This is a genomic window from Alcanivorax borkumensis SK2 (assembly GCF_000009365.1).
Lineage (GTDB): Bacteria > Pseudomonadota > Gammaproteobacteria > Pseudomonadales > Alcanivoracaceae > Alcanivorax > Alcanivorax borkumensis.
The window spans coordinates 1,403,237-1,421,116 of sequence record NC_008260.1 but is presented as its reverse complement, the minus strand read 5'-3'; the positions used below and the strand labels follow the sequence as shown (position 1 = coordinate 1,421,116).

The window sequence follows — 17,880 nt, the reverse complement described above, 5'->3', positions numbered from 1 at the left end:
AGTTCCTGCCAAGAATCGTCAATGACAAGCCTTATACCAAGGCCTTGGGCGCAGTGATGATCCCATTATTATCCGCATAAACGAATTCACCCGGGCGAAAAACAACGCCACCGAAAGTGATCTCAATGTTCAGCTGCCCTTCATCACGACGAACCGATTTAATCGGCACGCAACCTAGGGTGATGACACCGATGTCCAACTTGGCTAGCGCGTCCACGTCCCGGCAGGCGCCGTAAATAATTACGCCTTCCCAACCATTTTTCACCGCATTTTCCGCAATCATATCGCCGATCAACGCATTGCGCAGGCTGCCACCACCATCAACCACAAGCACCTTGCCCTTACCGTCGGTGCCCAAGTGTTCCTTTACTCGGCTGTTGTCTTCAAAGCACTTAACCGTGACGATTTCGCCACCAAATGCGTCGCGGCCGCCATAGCTGAGCCAGTTAAGTCCGGTTACCACGCAAACGCTATCGGCGTTGTCATCACAAAGATCGCAAGTCACAAAGGTCATACTAACTCCTTCGGTTATTTGTTCAGGTTGTAGCCAAAGCCTTTCAGGCTGTCTTATTCATTTTCTCGCGGAACTTGCCGGCAAACACCAGAAAATCCCGGTAACGCAATCGGTACAAGCCAGTATCTGGCCCCATCAATGCCATACCAACCATGGCATCAGCCACCTTGCCGCTGTCCACGGGGAGCCAGTGGGCATCGGTCCAGCGTGTCAGTGGCTCAATCACTCGATTGAAAATATTGCCCCAGTCCTCTGCCCGGCGCTTGTCTTCACGCTCGCCGCGTAACAGTGACGGCTGCAGAATGGCCAACAGTGGCAGGTCGAGCTTGATCAACGCGCGTTCCATCTGCCCTTTTACCCGCGAGTAGAAAAACGGCGAGCGAGCATTGGAACTCACCGCCGAAACGACTAGAAAGCGCTGCACATTGGCTCGCCTCGCCATGCTGCCGGCCAGCACCACAAGGTCATGATCCACATGCCGAAATGCCTGTCGCGAACCGGCTTTTTTCATGGTCGTGCCCAGACAACAAAAAACATCATCAACTTGGAAGCTATTCTTGTGCGCCTCGATATTATCGAAATCTACCCGCTGCACATCTAGCTTGGGATGCTCCACCGATAAAGGACGGCGAGTCAGCACAATTACCTTTTCATAGTCATCGCAGGCAAGTAGGTTTTCTAAGCAATCACGACCCACTAACCCGGTTGCTCCCAGCAGCAAGGCTTTTCTTGTCATTGTTCATCCTCATCTCTGACGGGCTGCTCGGGCAGCCAGCGGCGCAATACTGTTTCTAGTGCATCAAGATGCACCGGTTTGGCAAGAAAATCATCCATGCCAGCAGCTAGGCAACGGGCCTGAACGCCTTCCGCGGTATTGGCGGTAATCGCAACAATCGGGGTACGCGGGCTCGCTTTGCTGTGTTCCATTTCTCGCTGGCGACGGGTTGCTTCAAAGCCATCCATCTCCGGCATCATGCAATCCATCAACACCAGATCAAAGGGTTCTTGTTCCAGCAACGCCAGTGCCGTTTCACCGTTGCTCACGGTTTTTACCTGATAGCCCAACTTACTTAGCATGCCCCGGGTAACCAGCTGATTCACTTCGTTGTCCTCCACCAGCATCAGCCGGAAGCGTTTGCGGCGCTGCCGCTCTTCCGGCGTCTGAAGAGGAGCATCACCAACTGGAATTTGCCGTTGCAGCCCCATCAACCTTGCCAAGCCCTGGCGCAATACGCTGCGATGTACTGGCCGTACCAGCACCACCAGATCATGTTTATCGATTAGCTGTTGCACTGCCGCATGGCTACGCTCTTCAATGGTGGCCAAAAGCACAAGACGTACCGGACGTAGCGAGGGATCTTCAAGTACGTTACGGCATAGATTCAGCGCCAACTCTCCCCGTGACCAGGTATCAACAAACAATACATCAAAGTCACTTTGCTCACGATGCCCCGCACGCAAAGCTTGAAGTGCATGGTCATACCCCATCGCAGAGGAAGCCTGACAACCCAGCGCTTCTAATTCTTCCTGGATACTCGAAACCGTGCCCGAGGCAGCGCCAACCACCAAGGCCTGGACGCCATCTAGCGCCCGTATCAAACTCTGGGCTTCGCGCATATCCGGCTGCATTTGCACCGGCACGGTGAACCAGAAAGTAGAGCCTTCGCCAGGCACGCTTTCTGCGCCCAGTGTGCCCCCCATAGCATCAATTAGCCCCTTACAGACCAGCAAACCGAAACCAGTATGATGGCTGCTGTAGACGTCCTGCCCCTCTTCAATAAAGCGATCTTGGAACAAGTGGCGCAAGGTTTCCGGGTCCATGCCTGCGCCTTCGTCGCTAACCCGCACCCTGAGCACACCAGCGTTTTCCCTCTCCACAGTAAAATCCACATCGAGACGAATTTCACCCTTTTCACTGAATTTGATGGCATTGCTGAACAGGTTATTAAGTACCTGCATCAACCGCTCACGATCACCGCGAATACGCTTGGGCAACATCCGGTCAATCACACAGGTCAATTCCAGACCGGATGTCTGGGCCATGGGCCCGAAGGCTTCCAGCGACTGTTCAATCGCTGCCCGAAAGTCAAAATAATCAGAGTTAAGGGTAATGCGGCGGGAAAGAATGCGGGAATAATCCAGAACGTCATCAATCAGAGTCAGCAGCAACTTGCCACTCTGCCCTGCCACTTGTAGGTAGTCTTTTTGTTCGTCATTCAGGCGGGTGTCTTCTAGCAACGACATCATACCCATCAACGAATTCATCGGCGTGCGTAGTTCGTGGGCCAGTCGGTACACTAAACTCAGCTGCACTTCGGTACTACTGCGCACCGGCTTTTTAGGCTCCACAGAGCCCCGCCGCTCACGGGTCATGGCATGCCAGAATGTCTCGTACTGCCCGCGGTAAAGGCGGAACAAGTAAAATGCATAGGAGCCAATCAATGCCGCCAAAACCCAATCGTGCACGCTTCCCGCAAACAGTAATACCGCCAATGTCGGCAGAAACATCAGTACGATATACGCTTGGCGCACCCGTAAGCCGGCCATCCAGGAGCTGCCTAGGGCCGTCGTTACGCCGACGTTATAAAGAATCACTACGAAGAAATTAAAGCCGGTGCCCAATCGCCAAATTAGCCAGGCTGGTAGCAAGCCCCACAACAAAGCATGCAGCGACAGGCCCACCCCGAACAAACGTCGCCAACGTGCGGGGCCAGAACCATGGAGGGCATCAAAACGGGCCACCAGCCATAACCGGTAAGCGGTAACGAGCAGTACGGCGCCCCCCCCTATTAGCGCTTCCAGTTCGAAGCTCTGGTAGACCTGTCCCCAGGTAAAGACAACTGCATAAACCAGAAGGGCCGCCAGGACTCCCATCAAGGAGTTCTTGGCGGCCCCATAATCTACGCGTTTAAGAACCTTTCGATCTTTCTTGTATGACACTGTGTTTTGTTCCGAAGAAACGGGAAAACCGGTTTCGAGCTACGTTAACACCGCCTTATCACACTGGCTAGAGCCTATGCACCCGCCCTAATCTGCTTACGGCGGTCCAGTGCAACCAGCAACGGCACGAAAAAGAAGAAATCTACAATCAACGCCATGGCAATGGTGATTGCCGATAACTGCCCCATGCTGGAATTAGGATAAAAATGGCTGGTACCAATCACCGCAAAGTTGGCCACCAATACCACCGATGTGGCCACCAGTGCCACACCAACGGTGCGCAAGGCATATTCCACCGCCTGTTCAGTATTAAGGCCTAATTCACGTTTGGCACGCACATATTTGCTGAGGAAATGCACCGTGTCATCGACCACAATCCCCAAGGTCATACAGGCCACCACTGACACTGCCAGTCCAATTTCGCCGTTCACCAGCCCCCATAACCCAAAAGCCATGGCCGCCGGCAACAGGTTGGGCAGCAATGACAAGGCCCCGTAGCGCACAGATCGCAGCGCTATGACCAACAGCACCGAAACACTAACCAAGGCGACCAGCGCACCCCCGAGCATGCTTTGAATATTGCGCATGGTGACCCGGCCAAACAGAATGTCCATGCCGGTTCCTTTGCTGTGCATGTATTGCGGCCAATGATCCTCCATCCACGCTTCAACTCGTTCATTGAACTCCAGTACCGGGTGCGAACCAATGTTTTCTAGCAAGACGATCACCCTCGCTTGTTCCTTATCGATATCCAATTGATCTTCCAAGCCTAGCCCTTGGGGCAACGATAATTCATACAGCAAGGTGTACTGAGAAATTAGCTCGCGGGATTGCGGAATGCGATACCACTGCGAATCACCGCCATGCATGTCTCGATTAAGCCGCTTAATGACATCTGAATAGGCTGAGGCATAGACCACTTCATCCTGTTGCTCCAACCAGATAATTAAATCATCAATGTGCTTCAGGTACGCAGGCTCCATGGCCCCGCCAGACTCCCCGGAGTGCACCGCATAATCAATACGATGCATGCCGGTAAGATTGCTCATGGCGAAATCGTTCACCTGACGAACCTCAAAGGTTTCATCAAAATATTCATTAAACACATCATTGATGCGGTTCAAGCCGATGGCGGCGGTTAGCACCACTACCACCGCTGACATGCCCAGCAACCAGGGTTTGAAATGGCGATTCAGATGTGCGGCCAGCGCCCCCATCAAGGGAGCAAAATCCCGCTGCTTACCCGGCTCAATACGGTGCGGCAGCAACATCACCAGAGCCGGTAGCAGCACGACCGAGAACACAAACGCCAGCAGCACCCCGATCAATACCACATTCCCTAAAGCACGGAACGGTTGAGACTCGGAGAAATTCAGAATTGCAAAGCCAATCGCCGTAGTAAAACTGGTGAGCCAGACCGGCTGAATATTGATGCGCAGGCTTTCTAGCATAGCCGCCGCCCGCTCCTTGCCTTGCAAACATTCGTGCCGGTAGCTGGCCAGAATATGCACTGAATCCGCCACTGCCAGGGTCAGAATCATGGCGGGCGCCATACCCACGATGGGCGAAAACTCTATCCCCAGCCACGTGGCAATGCCCATAGCCGAGGCGATGGAAAACCCAATCACCATCACCGTCACGACCACAAAAATGGCACTGCGCATAATCAGCCACAGACACAGCAGCATCACCACAAAAGCCAATGGCAAGGTGGTCACCATGGATTGTTCGGTGGCATCGGCGGAAGCCTGGGAAAACACCACCGTACCGGTGACCATAAACTCGATATCCGGGTAACGCTCCCGGTAGGCCTGTGCCATCTCGCGGGCCGCCTGGGTAATCACCGGCGCTTCGGTGTTGCCCTCATCCATGGTTACAGTAGCCACGATGCCCGCCACATGCCCCTTTTCAGAGACCAGCCGCCCAACCAATGCAGGTTCTTTCAGGGCAATTTCGCGTACCAAGGCTATCTCATTCGGTGCCATGTCTGCGGCATCTTCCACCAGAGGTGCCACGTACAGTTCGTCTCCATCTACCTCGGTATGCTGGAAGTTGGTCAGGGAATCCACCCGGGTGGAGTACGGTAGCGTCCAAGCATCGTCAGTCAGTGACTCAATCGCCGCCAACGTTTGCGGTTCGAACACCCGACCGTTCTTCGGGTGTACCACAAACAACACCACCTCATTGGCGGTAAAGCTGTCTTCCAGGGCCATAAACCGTTTGAAATCAGGGTTTTCCTGGGTAAAGAAAATGCGTGGATCGTTATTATTGCGAAACCCCTGCAGTCCGGTGGCCATGACTACGCATAGCGCACTACAAATCAATAGCACCCACACTGGATGCTCCACCACCCAGCGACTCCAAGTCTCTTTCATTGTTATTCCCACTGTCCCCATAGATTACGTTGGGAGTCTAGGCATAGGTAAATACAGTGTCACGGACCGGAAAGGCCAAAATCACCACTTTACGTTAACGTAAACCTCCCCTAGGATTTCGCCATGCCCAAAAAACAGATATACAGCATTGGTGAACTGGCGCGGGAATTTGACGTGACGACTCGCACCATTCGCTTTTATGAAGATCAGGGGCTGCTCAGCCCGGCCCGACGGGGGCAAACACGAGTCTACTCCCCCGCAGACCGGGTCACATTGAAATTGATTCTGCGTGGCAAACGCCTTGGGTTCTCCCTGGCCGAGTCCAGAGAGTTGATCAAGATGTATCAGCCCAGCGGTGATAACCGCAATCAGCTATTGGCACTGCAAGACAAAATCCAGCAGCGTCGAGACCAGCTGAACCAGCAACTTAGAGATATTCAGGCTCTACAGCAGGAGCTGGACGACGCCGACCAGCGCTGCGAAGACGCCCTCACTGCCTTGGAGAACCCCGATCATGTTTGAGAGCACTTTTAATTTTGACTTAGACGAAACTCTGATTGCCCTGCGCGACAGCGTCCGCCATTTCGCCCAGAAAGAAATCGCCCCCATCGCTGCCGAAGTCGATAGCAGTAACGAGTTCCCGGTAGAGATGTGGAAAAAACTTGGCGACCTTGGTGTCCTTGGCGTTACCGTCAGCGAAGAATATGGCGGCGCCAATATGGGCTATCTGGCCCACACCTTGGTGATGGAAGAAATTTCTCGGGCTTCTGCTTCCATTGCCCTGTCATACGGTGCCCATTCCAACCTGTGCGTTAACCAAATCTATCTCAACGGCAACGATGCCCAGCGTGAAAAATACCTGCCCAAACTGGTCAGCGGCGAGCATATCGGCGCCCTTGCCATGAGTGAGCCCGGCGCCGGCTCCGACGTGGTTAGCATGACCCTGCGCGCGGACAAACAAGGTGACCACTATGTGCTCAACGGCAACAAGATGTGGATCACCAACGGCCCCGACGCACACACCTATGTAATTTACGCCAAAACAGATACCAACGCAGGGCCACGCGGCATCACAGCCTTTATTGTTGAGCGCAGTTTTGCCGGCTTCTCGCAAGCCCAAAAACTCGACAAACTCGGCATGCGCGGCTCCAACACCTGTGAATTGGTATTTCAAGATTGTCGGGTACCGGAAGAGAACGTTCTTGGCTCTGTAGGCGAAGGGGTCAAAGTACTAATGAGTGGCCTCGATTACGAGCGCACCGTACTATCCGGCGCCACCACTGGCATCATGCAAGCGTGTATGGATGTAGTGGTTCCCTACGTTCATGAACGCAAACAATTCGGCAAGGCCATCGGCGAATTCCAGCTCATGCAAGGCAAAATCGCCGATATGTACGTGACGCTTAACGCCAGCCGTAGCTACCTCTATAACGTGGCCAAAGCGTGCGACCGCGGCGAAACTAACCGCAAGGATGCCGCTGGTGTGATTCTCTACTGTGCCGAAAACGCCACCAAAATGGCACTGGAGGCCATTCAAGCCTTGGGCGGTAACGGTTACATCAACGAGTACCCCACTGGCCGCCTACTGCGTGATGCCAAACTCTATGAAATCGGCGCCGGCACCAGTGAAATCCGCCGCATGCTTATCGGCCGCGAGTTGTTTAATGAAACGGCCTGACGCCTGAAGCCCAACGCCGGAAACTATGGCGTCAGACGTTCTGCGTCTGGCGTCCTGCGAGATAATCCATGCCCAAAATTAATAGCCAGATCAACCCCAACAGCCCTGATTTCCTGGCCAACCGGGAGCACAACTTGCAACTGCGTCAGCAATTGCAGGACAAGCTTGACCACATTGCCCATGGCGGTGGTGAAGCGGCGGAGCAGCGCTTGCGTGAGCGCGGCAAACTTCCCGTTCGTGAGCGTATCAATTTCCTGCTTGATCCGGGCTCTCCGTTTCTGGAAATTTCCGCCCTCGCCGCTGACGGTGTCTACGGGGAGGATGTCCCCGCCGCTGGCTGCGTCGGCGGAATCGGTCGGGTACAAGGCGTAGAGTGCATGATCGTCGCCAACGACCCCACTGTGAAAGGCGGAAGCTATTACCCCCTTACAGTTAAAAAACACCTGCGCGCCCAGACCATTGCTGCAGAAAACCGCCTGCCTTGCATCTACTTGGTGGATTCCGGCGGAGCGAACCTGCCCCGTCAAGATGAGGTATTCCCTGACCGCGAACATTTCGGGCGTATTTTTTTCAACATGGCCAACATGTCCGCCCGGGGGATTCCTCAAATCAGCGTGGTGTTAGGTTCGTGCACCGCTGGCGGCGCCTATGTGCCCGCCATGGCAGACGAAGTGATTATGGTGAAAGAACAAGCCACTATCTTTCTGGCCGGCCCACCGCTGGTAAAAGCGGCTACCGGTGAAGTGGTCAGCGCTGAAGACCTGGGCGGGGCCAACCTGCATTGCGAACAATCAGGCGTTGCGGATCACCTGGCTGAAGATGAACCCCACGCCTTCGAGCTAGCGCGACAATGTATTGCCCACTTGAACTGGCACAAACCGGATCAAGTAAAACGATTGCCTGTGCAGGCACCAGCCTACGCCCCTGACGAATTGTACGGCGTCATTCCCACAACCACACGCCAACCCATGCCCGCTCGCGAACTGATTGCTCGCATCGTGGATGGCTCGGAACTGGACGAATTCAAATCCCGCTACGGCACCACTCTGGTGTGCGGTTTCGCCCGAATTCACGGCTACCCGGTGGGCATTCTTGCCAACGATGGCGTGCTGTACTCGGAATCTGCCCAGAAAGGGGCGCACTTCATCGAGCTGTGCAACCAACGCAAGATCCCTCTGCTGTTCCTGCAGAACATCACCGGCTTTATGGTCGGCCAGAAATACGAAGCCGAAGGCATTGCCAAGCACGGAGCCAAGATGGTCAACGCGGTGGCCTGCGCCACCGTCCCCAAATTCACCGTGGTGACCGGTGGTAGCTTCGGGGCCGGCAACTACGGCATGTGTGGTCGAGCCTACGACCCGCGGTTCATGTTTATGTGGCCCAATGCCCGCATTTCGGTAATGGGAGGCGAACAGGCCGCCAGTGTATTGACCCAAGTGAAGCAAGCTTCCCTGAAGAAAAAAGGTCAAGTTTGGAGTGACGAACAAGCCCTCGAATTTCAAACTGAAATGACTCAGCGCTACGAGGAAATGGCGCAACCTTGGTACGCCAGCGCCCGGCTCTGGGATGACGGCGTCATCGACCCGGCGGACACCCGCGATGTCCTTGGCCTCGCCATTTCCGCCAGTCTTAACGCACCGATCGAAGAAACACGCTACGGCGTATTCCGGATGTGAACAGGCGGCAGAAAGCCTAATGCCCAAAGCCAGATACAAAACAGGACGTCAACAATGAGTGTTACCACAGACATCAAAAACCAGGTGGCCCGGATTACGCTGAATAACCCGAACAAGCGTAATGCGTTTGATGACACCATCATCGCCTCACTCACTGAAGCCTTTAAACAGGCCGGCAGTGACGACAGCGTCCGCGTGGTGGTACTGCAGGCCGCTGGCAAGCATTTTTCCGCCGGCGCAGACCTTAACTGGATGCGTGCCATGGGCAAATTGGACGCCAAGCAAAACCAACAGGACGCTTTGCGCATGGCGACGCTGATGCAGGCCATTGATCAATGCGCCAAGCCGGTGATTGCGCGCGTGCAGGGGGCCGCTTTTGGTGGCGCTTTGGGGTTGATCTGCGCGGCGGACATGGCGGTGGCGGCAGACAATGCCCGTTTCTGCCTCAGTGAAGTAAAACTCGGCATCGTGCCCGCGGTAATCAGCCCCTACGTGGTTCGTGCCATGGGCGCCCGACAGGCTAACCGCTTTTTCATGACTGCAGAAGTGATTCCCGCCGAGCGAGCTCAACAGATTGGCATTGTCCACGAGGTGGTTAGCGAAGACGCCCTGGACAGCACCGTAGACGGGTTGATCGACGCACTACTTGCGGGTGGCCCCCAGGCACAAGTAGAAGCCCGAGCACTTATTGCCCGAGTCAGTGATGGCCCCATTAACGACGCCATGATCAATGACACCGCTTCCTTCATCGCCCGACTACGCACCGGTGATGAAGGCCAGGAAGGGCTCAGCGCTTTTTTAGAAAAACGCAGCCCGCACTGGGTCTAACCACACGCAAGAAGCATCGCTAGCGGCGAAATGAGAAACCGTTGAATGTTTAAAGTGTAAAATTGAAACGCGAAATCGGCCAGATTCTAGAAGTTTCGCGGGCACGAATCTCAAAAAAGATAATGCGCTATCTCACACTTTTGAACCTTGAACGCATCATGATCGCGCTGCCAGCGACGCTCCGACCATTGCCACTGATATAGGCTCTGTTATGGCAAAGATAAAAAAACTCCTGATCGCTAACCGCGGCGAAATTGCTCGTCGCATCATGCGCACCTGCCGCCAACAGGGTATTGCCACGGTGGCGGTCTATTCCGAACCCGACGCCAGCTTACCCCACGTAATGGAAGCGGATCAGGCTGTGTGCCTGGGCCCGGCCGCAGCACGGGAAAGCTACTTGGTGATCGACAAGGTAATCGCCGCCGCCAAGGCCACCGGGGCCGATGCTATTCACCCCGGCTACGGATTTCTATCCGAGAACACCGACTTTGCCGCAGCTTGCGACCAGGCTGGTATCATTTTTGTGGGCCCCAACGCCCGAGCCATCGAAGTAATGGGCGACAAGGCCGCCGCCCGGAAATTGATGTCGCAAAGCGGCGTTCCGGTTCTGCCCGGTTTCGATGAAGAAGGTGCCAGCGACAGCGAGCTAACCGCCGCCGCAACAACGGTCGGCTTCCCTCTGCTAATCAAGGCCGTGGCCGGGGGCGGCGGAAAAGGCATGCGTGTAGTGAATGCTGCCGGGGAATTCGATGAAGCCTTGGCCGCCGCACGCCGAGAAGCGGCCAATGCGTTTGGCGACGATCGAGTGCTGCTGGAACGCTATTTGGCCACCGCCCGCCATGTGGAAGTGCAGGTGTTTGCAGATAATCATGGTAACGCCGTCCACCTGTTCGAACGTGATTGCTCGGTACAACGTCGCCACCAAAAAATTATTGAAGAAGCCCCCGCGCCGGGTCTTGATGAAGCAACCCGTAACGCTTTTGGCCATGCCGCAGTGCAAGCAGCCAAAGCCATTGATTATCGTGGCGCCGGCACCGTGGAATTTCTTTACTCGCCCCCTGCAGCCGGTGGTGACGCTGACGGTGGGCAGTTCTTTTTCATGGAAATGAATACCCGCTTGCAGGTAGAGCACCCGGTGACCGAGATGATCACTGGCGAAGACCTGGTGGCTTGGCAGCTGTCCGTGGCCGCCGGGGAACCGTTGCCTAAGCAACAAGAGCAAATTACACGCCATGGTGCCGCCATGGAAGTACGTCTCTATGCGGAAAATCCCGAACAGGGTTTCCTGCCCTCCTCCGGCTTACTCCACCACCTGCGCTGGCCTCATGGCCAAAGCCGGGTGGATGCGGGCTACGAACAGGGCGACCGAGTAGACGAACACTACGACCCGATGATCGCCAAACTTATTTGCCATGGCAGCGATCGCAATGCCGCCCGTCAACAACTGATCAATGCACTCGACGCGTTGGAGCTGGACGGTATCCATCACAACGCCGCCTTCCTACGCAGAGTCCTTAATGACGATGCATTTGCCGGTGCTGAGCTGGACACCCGTTTGCTGGAGCACCGCCCGCAGTTAATGGACGCCACCGCCGTCAATACTGAACTGCTGGCGCTGGCCGCGACACGCTTGCAGGCAGAAAATGTCGCCAGCGATTCTCCCTGGCATTCACTTAACGGCTGGCGCCCGCTCAACCAGCGTTTGCGGCAAACCCGTGTCGAAGCCAATGGCGAACAACTCACCGTACGCGAGGACCAGCAACACGCCACTATAGGCGAGCACAGCGCGCCACTGAGCTTCAGCGTTAACACAACCGAACACAGCCTGCGTCTGCACTGGGGCACCGATAGCTTGGCGGCCCGTTTTGCTTGGCAAAATGCCCACAGACTGACGTTGTTCGTTGGCGGTCAGGCTTACCCGGTGACCCTGAACCCCAGCCGTGATACGGCCCAGCATGACGATGCCGGCGGATTTAGTGCTCCCATGAGCGGTACCATTGTCGCCTTGCATGTGGTCCCCGGCGATAGCGTTGAAGCCGGCGATGCGGTGATCACACTGGAAGCCATGAAAATGGAACACACTTTGCGTGCCACCGTGCCCGGAACGGTAAACAATTTCACCGTTGCGGCGGGAGACAGCGTCAGTGAAGGAACGCTACTGGTGGACTTCACCGCCCAAGACGAGGACACGGATAACGGCGCAACGGGAGGCAACCAATGACCACTGCGCTCTGGCAACCCGGTGACGAAAGCCAGAACTCTCAACTGGCCAACTTTTGGCAACAGGCGCGCGACAATAGCGGCCAGCCACTGCCAGACTACCAGTCACTACATCGCTGGTCCGTTGAACAGCCGGCGGCATTTTGGCAGCAGGTATGGGATCAATGCGGTGTCATTGGCAACCCCGGCGATACGGTGCTAACTACCGGTAAAACCTTTCAAAGCGCCCGCTGGTTTGCCAACGGCGAACTCAATTACGCGGAAAATTTGCTGAAGCGCAACGACAGCCATACCGCTGTAATCAGCGTGTTGGAAGACGGCACACGCTCTGAGATCAGTTACAGCGCCTTGCGTGTGGCCGCCGGCAAGGTCGCCGCTCAACTGCAGGCTGCCGGTATCAAACCGGGTGACCGGGTCGCCGGCTTCATGCCCAACCGTATCGAAACCCTGGTTGCCGCCCTTGGCGCCGCCTGGATCGGCGCCGTATGGTCCTCCTGTTCCCCGGATTTCGGTGTTTCCGGTGTGCTTGATCGTTTCGGCCAGATTGAACCCAAAGTGCTTCTGGCCTGCGATGGCTATCATTACAATGGAAAATGGATTGATCTGGGCGAGCGTATTGAGGCCTTACACGAGGCGCTGAAACCCGAGCTGTTTATTGTGGTGCCCGGCCGCGGCGATAGCAGTGTCGTGCCCAAGGCTCTCATCTGGGGTGCTTGGTTAGAGGCGGCCGGCCCCGCCCCGGACTTTATTCGCCTACCCTTTAATCACCCATTATTTATCCTTTATTCCTCCGGCACTACCGGCCAGCCCAAGTGCATAGTGCACGGCGCCGGCGGCACCCTGCTACAGCAAACCAAGGAACTACACCTGCACGCGGACGTCCGTGCAACCGATACCTTTTTCTATTTCACCACCTGCGGCTGGATGATGTGGAACTGGCTCATCTGCGGGCTCCACACAGGTGCCACTTTGGTGCTTTACGATGGCAACCCGGCCTACCCGAACACCGGCCGCTTATTTGACTTAATTGACGCGGAAGGGATTACCCACTTCGGCACCAGCGCCAAATTTGTGCAAGCCGTGGAAAAATCCGGTCTGTGCCCCAAAGACAGTCATGATTTGGGCACCTTGCGAACCCTTTTCTCCACCGGCTCGCCGCTCCTTCACGAGAGCTACGACTACCTTTACCAGCAGGTAAAATCTTCATTACTCGTCAGTTCCATCTCAGGCGGTACTGACATTGTTTCCTGCTTTGCGTTGGGCAACCCCATGCTGCCGGTATACCGCGGTGAGCTGCAGTGCCTCGGGCTCGGTATGGATGTGGCCGTTTTCGATGACGCAGGTAAGCCGCTGGCAGACAGCAAGGGCGAGCTGGTTTGCCGATCGCCGTTCCCTTCTTGCCCGGTCAGTTTCTGGAATGACCCGGATGGCCAACGTTTTCACGATGCATATTTCGCGCGCTTTGACGGTGTCTGGGCCCACGGTGACTATGCACAGTTGGTTCCACATGCCCACCACCAGGGGCTGATCATCCACGGCCGCTCTGATGCGGTGCTTAACCCAGGTGGCGTACGCATCGGCACAGCGGAAATATACCGACAAGTGGAAACCTTGGCTGAAATTCGTGAGGCCATAGTGGTCGGTCAACAGTTTGACGGCGACGTGCGAGTGGTGTTGTTTGTGGTGACCGCGGAGGGCGTTACGTTGGACGAAGAGCTGCAAGCTCGCATCCGCAAGGCCATTCGCCAGGGCGCCACACCCCGGCACGTGCCTGCGGTAATTCTGGCCGTGCCGGAAATTCCTCGCACTGTCAGTGGAAAAATAGTGGAGCTAGCGGTCCGCGAAGTGATCCATGGGCGACCCGTGACCAATCGCAATGCGCTTGCCAAGCCTGACGCCCTGAACCATTTCGCCCAGCGCATTGAGCTTGAAAAATAATGGTCCCGTGACCGGGTCTTTGCGGCCCGGCCCAGATGTTTTATCGGGTTAGCAATGCTTTCTACGATAGCAAGCGGGAGGCTAAAATGTGACCAGAAGCCACGCGGGCATTACCGCTGGTCTTTTCTCGGATGTAGGAAAACACCGTTCCGGGGAGCTGAGTTTGGTTTGGCACTGGCTGAGCCCCTTCCATTTACTCACTCAACGAGCCTTTCTAGCAGCGCCAGCGCCTGCCTGGCATTTATCAGTGCATGAGCTGACAGAACTCAACGCCTGATTACGCATCAAGTAAGTTAAAGAAAGCCTCTGATTCCAGAGGCTTTTTCTATTTAGTATTAGCCTAACCGATGGTAGATAGTGTCCTTCAGGCGTATTCGCTCCTGCTTTAATCGTTCCATTTCAGGATCAGAAATTGGACTCTCTCGCATCTCCAGACCGCGTATCTGTTTATCTAATTTATCGTGCTCCAGAACCAGTGCTTTGAAGGTAGGGTCTGCGTCAACAAGCGCGTCTATCTTCTGGTGAAAATCCGGAAATTCGTGATGAATGCTGTGATTTTCGCCCAACATGAAGCTCGCTCCTTTGAATGGAAATGGCAGGCCAGCCAATACGGTTAGCCTAATGGATCCGACAATAGGAAACGGTACACTGTTCCCTCTTCTGTTCAAATCACCACATTCTTTGATTAGATTCAATCACCCATGCTCGTGAGATAAAAATGAACATAGCAACATGTTCATGTCGGGATCTGCCTTGTCCCGGATCGGCTGCGCTACCAACTCGCCTACTGGGAAGCCTGGCAGCGGCTCCGCGAATCGGCGCGTGCTGCATTTTGCGTTAAACCTACGGCGTTGTTTATTTAAAACCGCGATGTTCTTTGATCATTTCGTAGGCTTTACTGATTTCGGCGGTCTTTTGCGTGGCTACCCGAATCATTTCTTCCGGTACACCTTTGGCCGCCAACTTGTCCGGATGATTCTGGCTCATCAACTTGCGATAGGTTTTTTTAACTTCCTGATTACTGGCGCTGTCAGTGATACCCAAGACCTTATACGCCTGGGACAGGGACGGTCGAGACGGCCCTGCTGGCTGCCCCTGGTAGGAATGGCCGCCGGCACGGCTACCGGAGAACTGAGCCTGTGCCAGCAACATATTAAGGATCTGCTGAAACTGAGCTCGCGGCACCCCCAAGCCTTCGGCCACTCTCACTAGAATCGCTTCCTCTGCAGGGTCCAGCTCATCGTCTGCCAGCGCGGTCTGTAGCAAGATTTCCAGCAATACCAGAATCAACTGTTTACGGTGTTTAACGGTTGTCGCGAATGCTGCCACGACCTGATCCAAAGGAAAATTATCCTCCTTGCCTTGATTGAATAGGGCAATCGCTTGCTTGCGCTGTTCTTCTGACAACTGCATGCGGTCCATTACCGCTCGAGCCTGGGCAATTTCGTCCTCGCTAACCCGACCATCCGCCTTCGCAAGATGCCCCATGATAGAAAACACGGTATCGAACAAAGCCCGCTGAATTTGTGACTGTTCGCCTGGCCCATAGGGGCGAAATGGATTAAACGTCTGCACTCGCTCGGTGCCTTTATCGAGCATATGTCCAATCAGCAAGCCTATGCCCAGGCCAACGGGCCCACCCACAAGCATGCCGAGCAGGCCAAGGATGATCTTCCCACCCCAATTGAATTGCATCACGGCTCCTGTTTTGTTGCGTTAAACCAGCCCAGGCTGGTTGCCGTATCTGTCAACGGTCGATACTCCGCACTTACCCATCCTGCATAGTCCAAGGAATCGATGTGGGCAAACACGGTATCAAAATGAATTTCGCCGCTACCGGGCTCATTACGCCCAGGATTATCGGCAAACTGAATATGTCCTATATGGGGGCAAAGTTGAGAAAGGGAACGACACAGGTCCCCTTCCATGATCTGCATATGGTAGAGATCATACTGCAAACGAATATTCTCACGACCAACCGCCTCTATGACCGCCATGGCCGTGGCGGAGGTATCCACCAAAAAACCTGGCATATCTACTCGAGAGTTTATCGCTTCCAGCGTCAAAGTCAGCCCCTGAGCGTCGAATAGATCCGCGGCAAAACGCAGATTCTCTACCAACGTTGTAAAGGCTACCTCCGAGGATAGTTCATCGGGTTTTAGACCCGCCAAACAGTTCACCTGCTGGCAATCCAGCGCCTGGGCATACTCCATGGCCATAAAAACGTCTTCGCGAAATGCGGCTATTCGGTCCGGCAGGCACGCAATCCCCCGCTCCCCCGCCTGCCAATCTCCGGCCGGCAAATTAAACAGCACCTGGGTCAGGCCATTGTCCGCCAGCCATTGGGCCAGTTGCTGTGCAGGCCAATCATAGGGAAACAGGTATTCGACGCCTTTAAAACCGGCGTCTGCAGCGGCGGCAAAGCGCTCAGGAAAGGGTAATTCGGTGAACAACATGGACAGGTTGGCAGCGAACCGTGGCATTAGTGCGTCTCCTTATCCAAGTCAGTTGGACTAAAGTGATCAGCGGCATCGGGGTTGAGCTGCACGCCATTTAGCCTTTCTAGTTCCAGCAACAGACCACTGTGGTCAACTTCGCCATGACCACTGGCCAGCAGCGCACGATATTGCTCGAACACGCGCTGGCTCAAGGGCAGCGTCAATCCCTCCGTGCGAGCTTCATCCAGGATCATACCCAGATCCTTGAGCTGAATTCGCGCCGGAGCACCGGGCTCAAAATTCCGTGCCAACATACGCTCGCCATGCTGCTCTAAAATCTTACTTCCGGCAAAGCCACCGAGTAGCGCTTCGCGAACCTTTTCTGGCCGGGCGCCGCCTTTTGCAGCCAATAGCAAAGCCTCTGACACAGCGCCAATGGTGATGCCGACAATCGTCTGATTAGCTAACTTGGCCAGCTGCCCGCTACCCACAGGGCCAATAAGCGTGGCGCGGCCCATGGCCTGAAACACCGCGGTTGCCTCATCAAAGTCTTGATCATTGCCCCCCGCCATGATCGACAACGTACCGGCTTGTGCACCACGGGTGCCGCCAGACACTGGCGCATCCAGATAACATCCGCCCAGCTCTGCTACCCGCGCCCCATGACGCCGGGCAGTAGCGGGCTCGACGGAGCTCATATCGATAACCAAGGCCCCCGGAGATAAACGGGCAATGGCATTACTCTGGTACAGCACCTGCTCGACTGCGGTGCCATTTTCAAGCATGGTAATGACCACATCAGCCTCAGCCACCGCCTCGGCTGGGCTGCTGGCAATACGCGCCCGTCCGCTAAACGGCTGCGCCTTTTCAACAGTGCGATTCCAGAGAGTCAAAGAGAAACCGGCATCCAACAGCCGTGCCACCATAGGCTCGCCCATCAAACCGATGCCGAGGAAACAGATATTACGCATAATACTTCCAGAGCTGGTTGAGCGAAAAGTCTACGCGATCCACGTCAATGACTGTAGGAATTCGACCGCCAGACGTAGACGTAAGTGTGTTGCGTCGCCTGCTATGAAGCGCTATTACCGTCGCAAAGCGGCAACAAAAAGCCGCGCTGAGGCCACTTGTTTAGGCTGCCCAAAATGGAAGGCTCAATTATTCTCTGATGGGTTAGGTCACGTTGCGAAGCCTGCCAACGAGCCCTTTACTCTTCACGTTTTGTTTTATGATCTTCAAGAAAAACTCGATTCGACATCGAGCCCAAGAAGAC

Annotated in this window: 15 protein-coding genes; 7 read left to right on the top strand and 8 right to left on the bottom strand. The window is 55.2% G+C overall.

All coding sequences use genetic code 11. The features are described from left to right. Window positions 1-31: 31 nt before the first annotated feature. The 4 genes from rraA to ABO_RS06425 form a co-directional block, all read right to left on the bottom strand. On the bottom strand, window positions 32-514 hold the full coding sequence (gene rraA, locus ABO_RS06440) for a ribonuclease E activity regulator RraA (protein ID WP_011588528.1): 483 nt from the start codon (window positions 512-514) through the stop codon (window positions 32-34). Between the two features lie 43 nt (window positions 515-557). Beyond that, window positions 558-1,250 carry an NAD(P)H-binding protein gene (locus ABO_RS06435; protein ID WP_011588527.1) on the bottom strand — a complete coding sequence of 231 codons (693 nt, stop codon included), beginning with the start codon at window positions 1,248-1,250 and terminating at the stop codon, window positions 558-560. Continuing rightward, window positions 1,247-3,388: a response regulator gene (locus ABO_RS06430; RefSeq protein ID WP_041704935.1), complete on the bottom strand. Its 2,142-nt coding sequence runs from the start codon at window positions 3,386-3,388 to the stop codon at window positions 1,247-1,249. Before ABO_RS06430 ends, ABO_RS06435 begins: the two co-directional genes overlap by 4 nt. Before the next feature lie 140 nt (window positions 3,389-3,528). Then, complete coding sequence (locus ABO_RS06425; protein WP_041704934.1) at window positions 3,529-5,829, bottom strand: efflux RND transporter permease subunit; 2,301 nt, start codon at window positions 5,827-5,829, stop codon at window positions 3,529-3,531. Between the two features lie 123 nt (window positions 5,830-5,952). Here ABO_RS06425 and ABO_RS06420 point away from each other — a divergent pair, with 123 nt between their 5' ends. The 7 genes from ABO_RS06420 (at window position 5,953) to ABO_RS14370 (ending at window position 14,446) form a co-directional block, all read left to right on the top strand. Continuing rightward, complete coding sequence (locus tag ABO_RS06420) at window positions 5,953-6,351, top strand: MerR family transcriptional regulator (RefSeq protein ID WP_011588524.1); 399 nt, start codon at window positions 5,953-5,955, stop codon at window positions 6,349-6,351. Further along, window positions 6,344-7,507 (top strand): isovaleryl-CoA dehydrogenase, encoded by a 1,164-nt coding sequence (locus ABO_RS06415; protein WP_011588523.1) that lies wholly within the window; start codon window positions 6,344-6,346, stop codon window positions 7,505-7,507. Before ABO_RS06420 ends, ABO_RS06415 begins: the two co-directional genes overlap by 8 nt. A 68-nt stretch (window positions 7,508-7,575) precedes the next feature. After that, entirely contained in the window at window positions 7,576-9,183 is a 1,608-nt protein-coding gene (locus tag ABO_RS06410; protein WP_011588522.1) for a carboxyl transferase domain-containing protein, read from the top strand. 54 nt (window positions 9,184-9,237) lie between these two features. Continuing rightward, window positions 9,238-10,011, top strand: coding sequence for an enoyl-CoA hydratase/isomerase family protein (locus ABO_RS06405; RefSeq protein ID WP_011588521.1), 774 nt, complete (start codon window positions 9,238-9,240; stop codon window positions 10,009-10,011). Window positions 10,012-10,222: 211 nt separating this feature from the next. After that, window positions 10,223-12,232 carry a biotin carboxylase N-terminal domain-containing protein gene (locus ABO_RS06400; RefSeq protein ID WP_011588520.1) on the top strand — a complete coding sequence of 670 codons (2,010 nt, stop codon included), beginning with the start codon at window positions 10,223-10,225 and terminating at the stop codon, window positions 12,230-12,232. Beyond that, a complete protein-coding gene (locus tag ABO_RS06395) occupies window positions 12,229-14,169 on the top strand; it encodes an acetoacetate--CoA ligase (protein WP_011588519.1) in 1,941 nt (646 codons plus the stop codon). The genes ABO_RS06400 and ABO_RS06395 overlap by 4 nt, the downstream gene beginning before the upstream one ends. Window positions 14,170-14,257: 88 nt before the next feature. Continuing rightward, window positions 14,258-14,446 carry a hypothetical protein gene (locus ABO_RS14370; RefSeq protein WP_148201434.1) on the top strand — a complete coding sequence of 63 codons (189 nt, stop codon included), beginning with the start codon at window positions 14,258-14,260 and terminating at the stop codon, window positions 14,444-14,446. 58 nt (window positions 14,447-14,504) lie between these two features. Here ABO_RS14370 and ABO_RS06390 read toward each other — a convergent pair whose 3' ends face one another. From ABO_RS06390 to ABO_RS06375, 4 genes are all read right to left on the bottom strand, one after another. Further along, the gene (locus ABO_RS06390) at window positions 14,505-14,738 is read right to left on the bottom strand and encodes a YdcH family protein (protein WP_011588518.1); all 234 of its coding nucleotides are present in this window, start codon (window positions 14,736-14,738) and stop codon (window positions 14,505-14,507) included. Window positions 14,739-15,024: 286 nt separating this feature from the next. Beyond that, the gene (djlA, locus tag ABO_RS06385) at window positions 15,025-15,864 is read right to left on the bottom strand and encodes a co-chaperone DjlA (RefSeq protein ID WP_035458271.1); all 840 of its coding nucleotides are present in this window, start codon (window positions 15,862-15,864) and stop codon (window positions 15,025-15,027) included. After that, on the bottom strand, window positions 15,864-16,652 hold the full coding sequence (gene hyi, locus ABO_RS06380; protein WP_011588516.1) for a hydroxypyruvate isomerase: 789 nt from the start codon (window positions 16,650-16,652) through the stop codon (window positions 15,864-15,866). The genes djlA and hyi overlap by 1 nt, the downstream gene beginning before the upstream one ends. Further along, window positions 16,652-17,578: an NAD(P)-dependent oxidoreductase gene (locus ABO_RS06375; RefSeq protein WP_011588515.1), complete on the bottom strand. Its 927-nt coding sequence runs from the start codon at window positions 17,576-17,578 to the stop codon at window positions 16,652-16,654. The genes hyi and ABO_RS06375 overlap by 1 nt, the downstream gene beginning before the upstream one ends. Window positions 17,579-17,880: the final 302 nt, after the last annotated feature.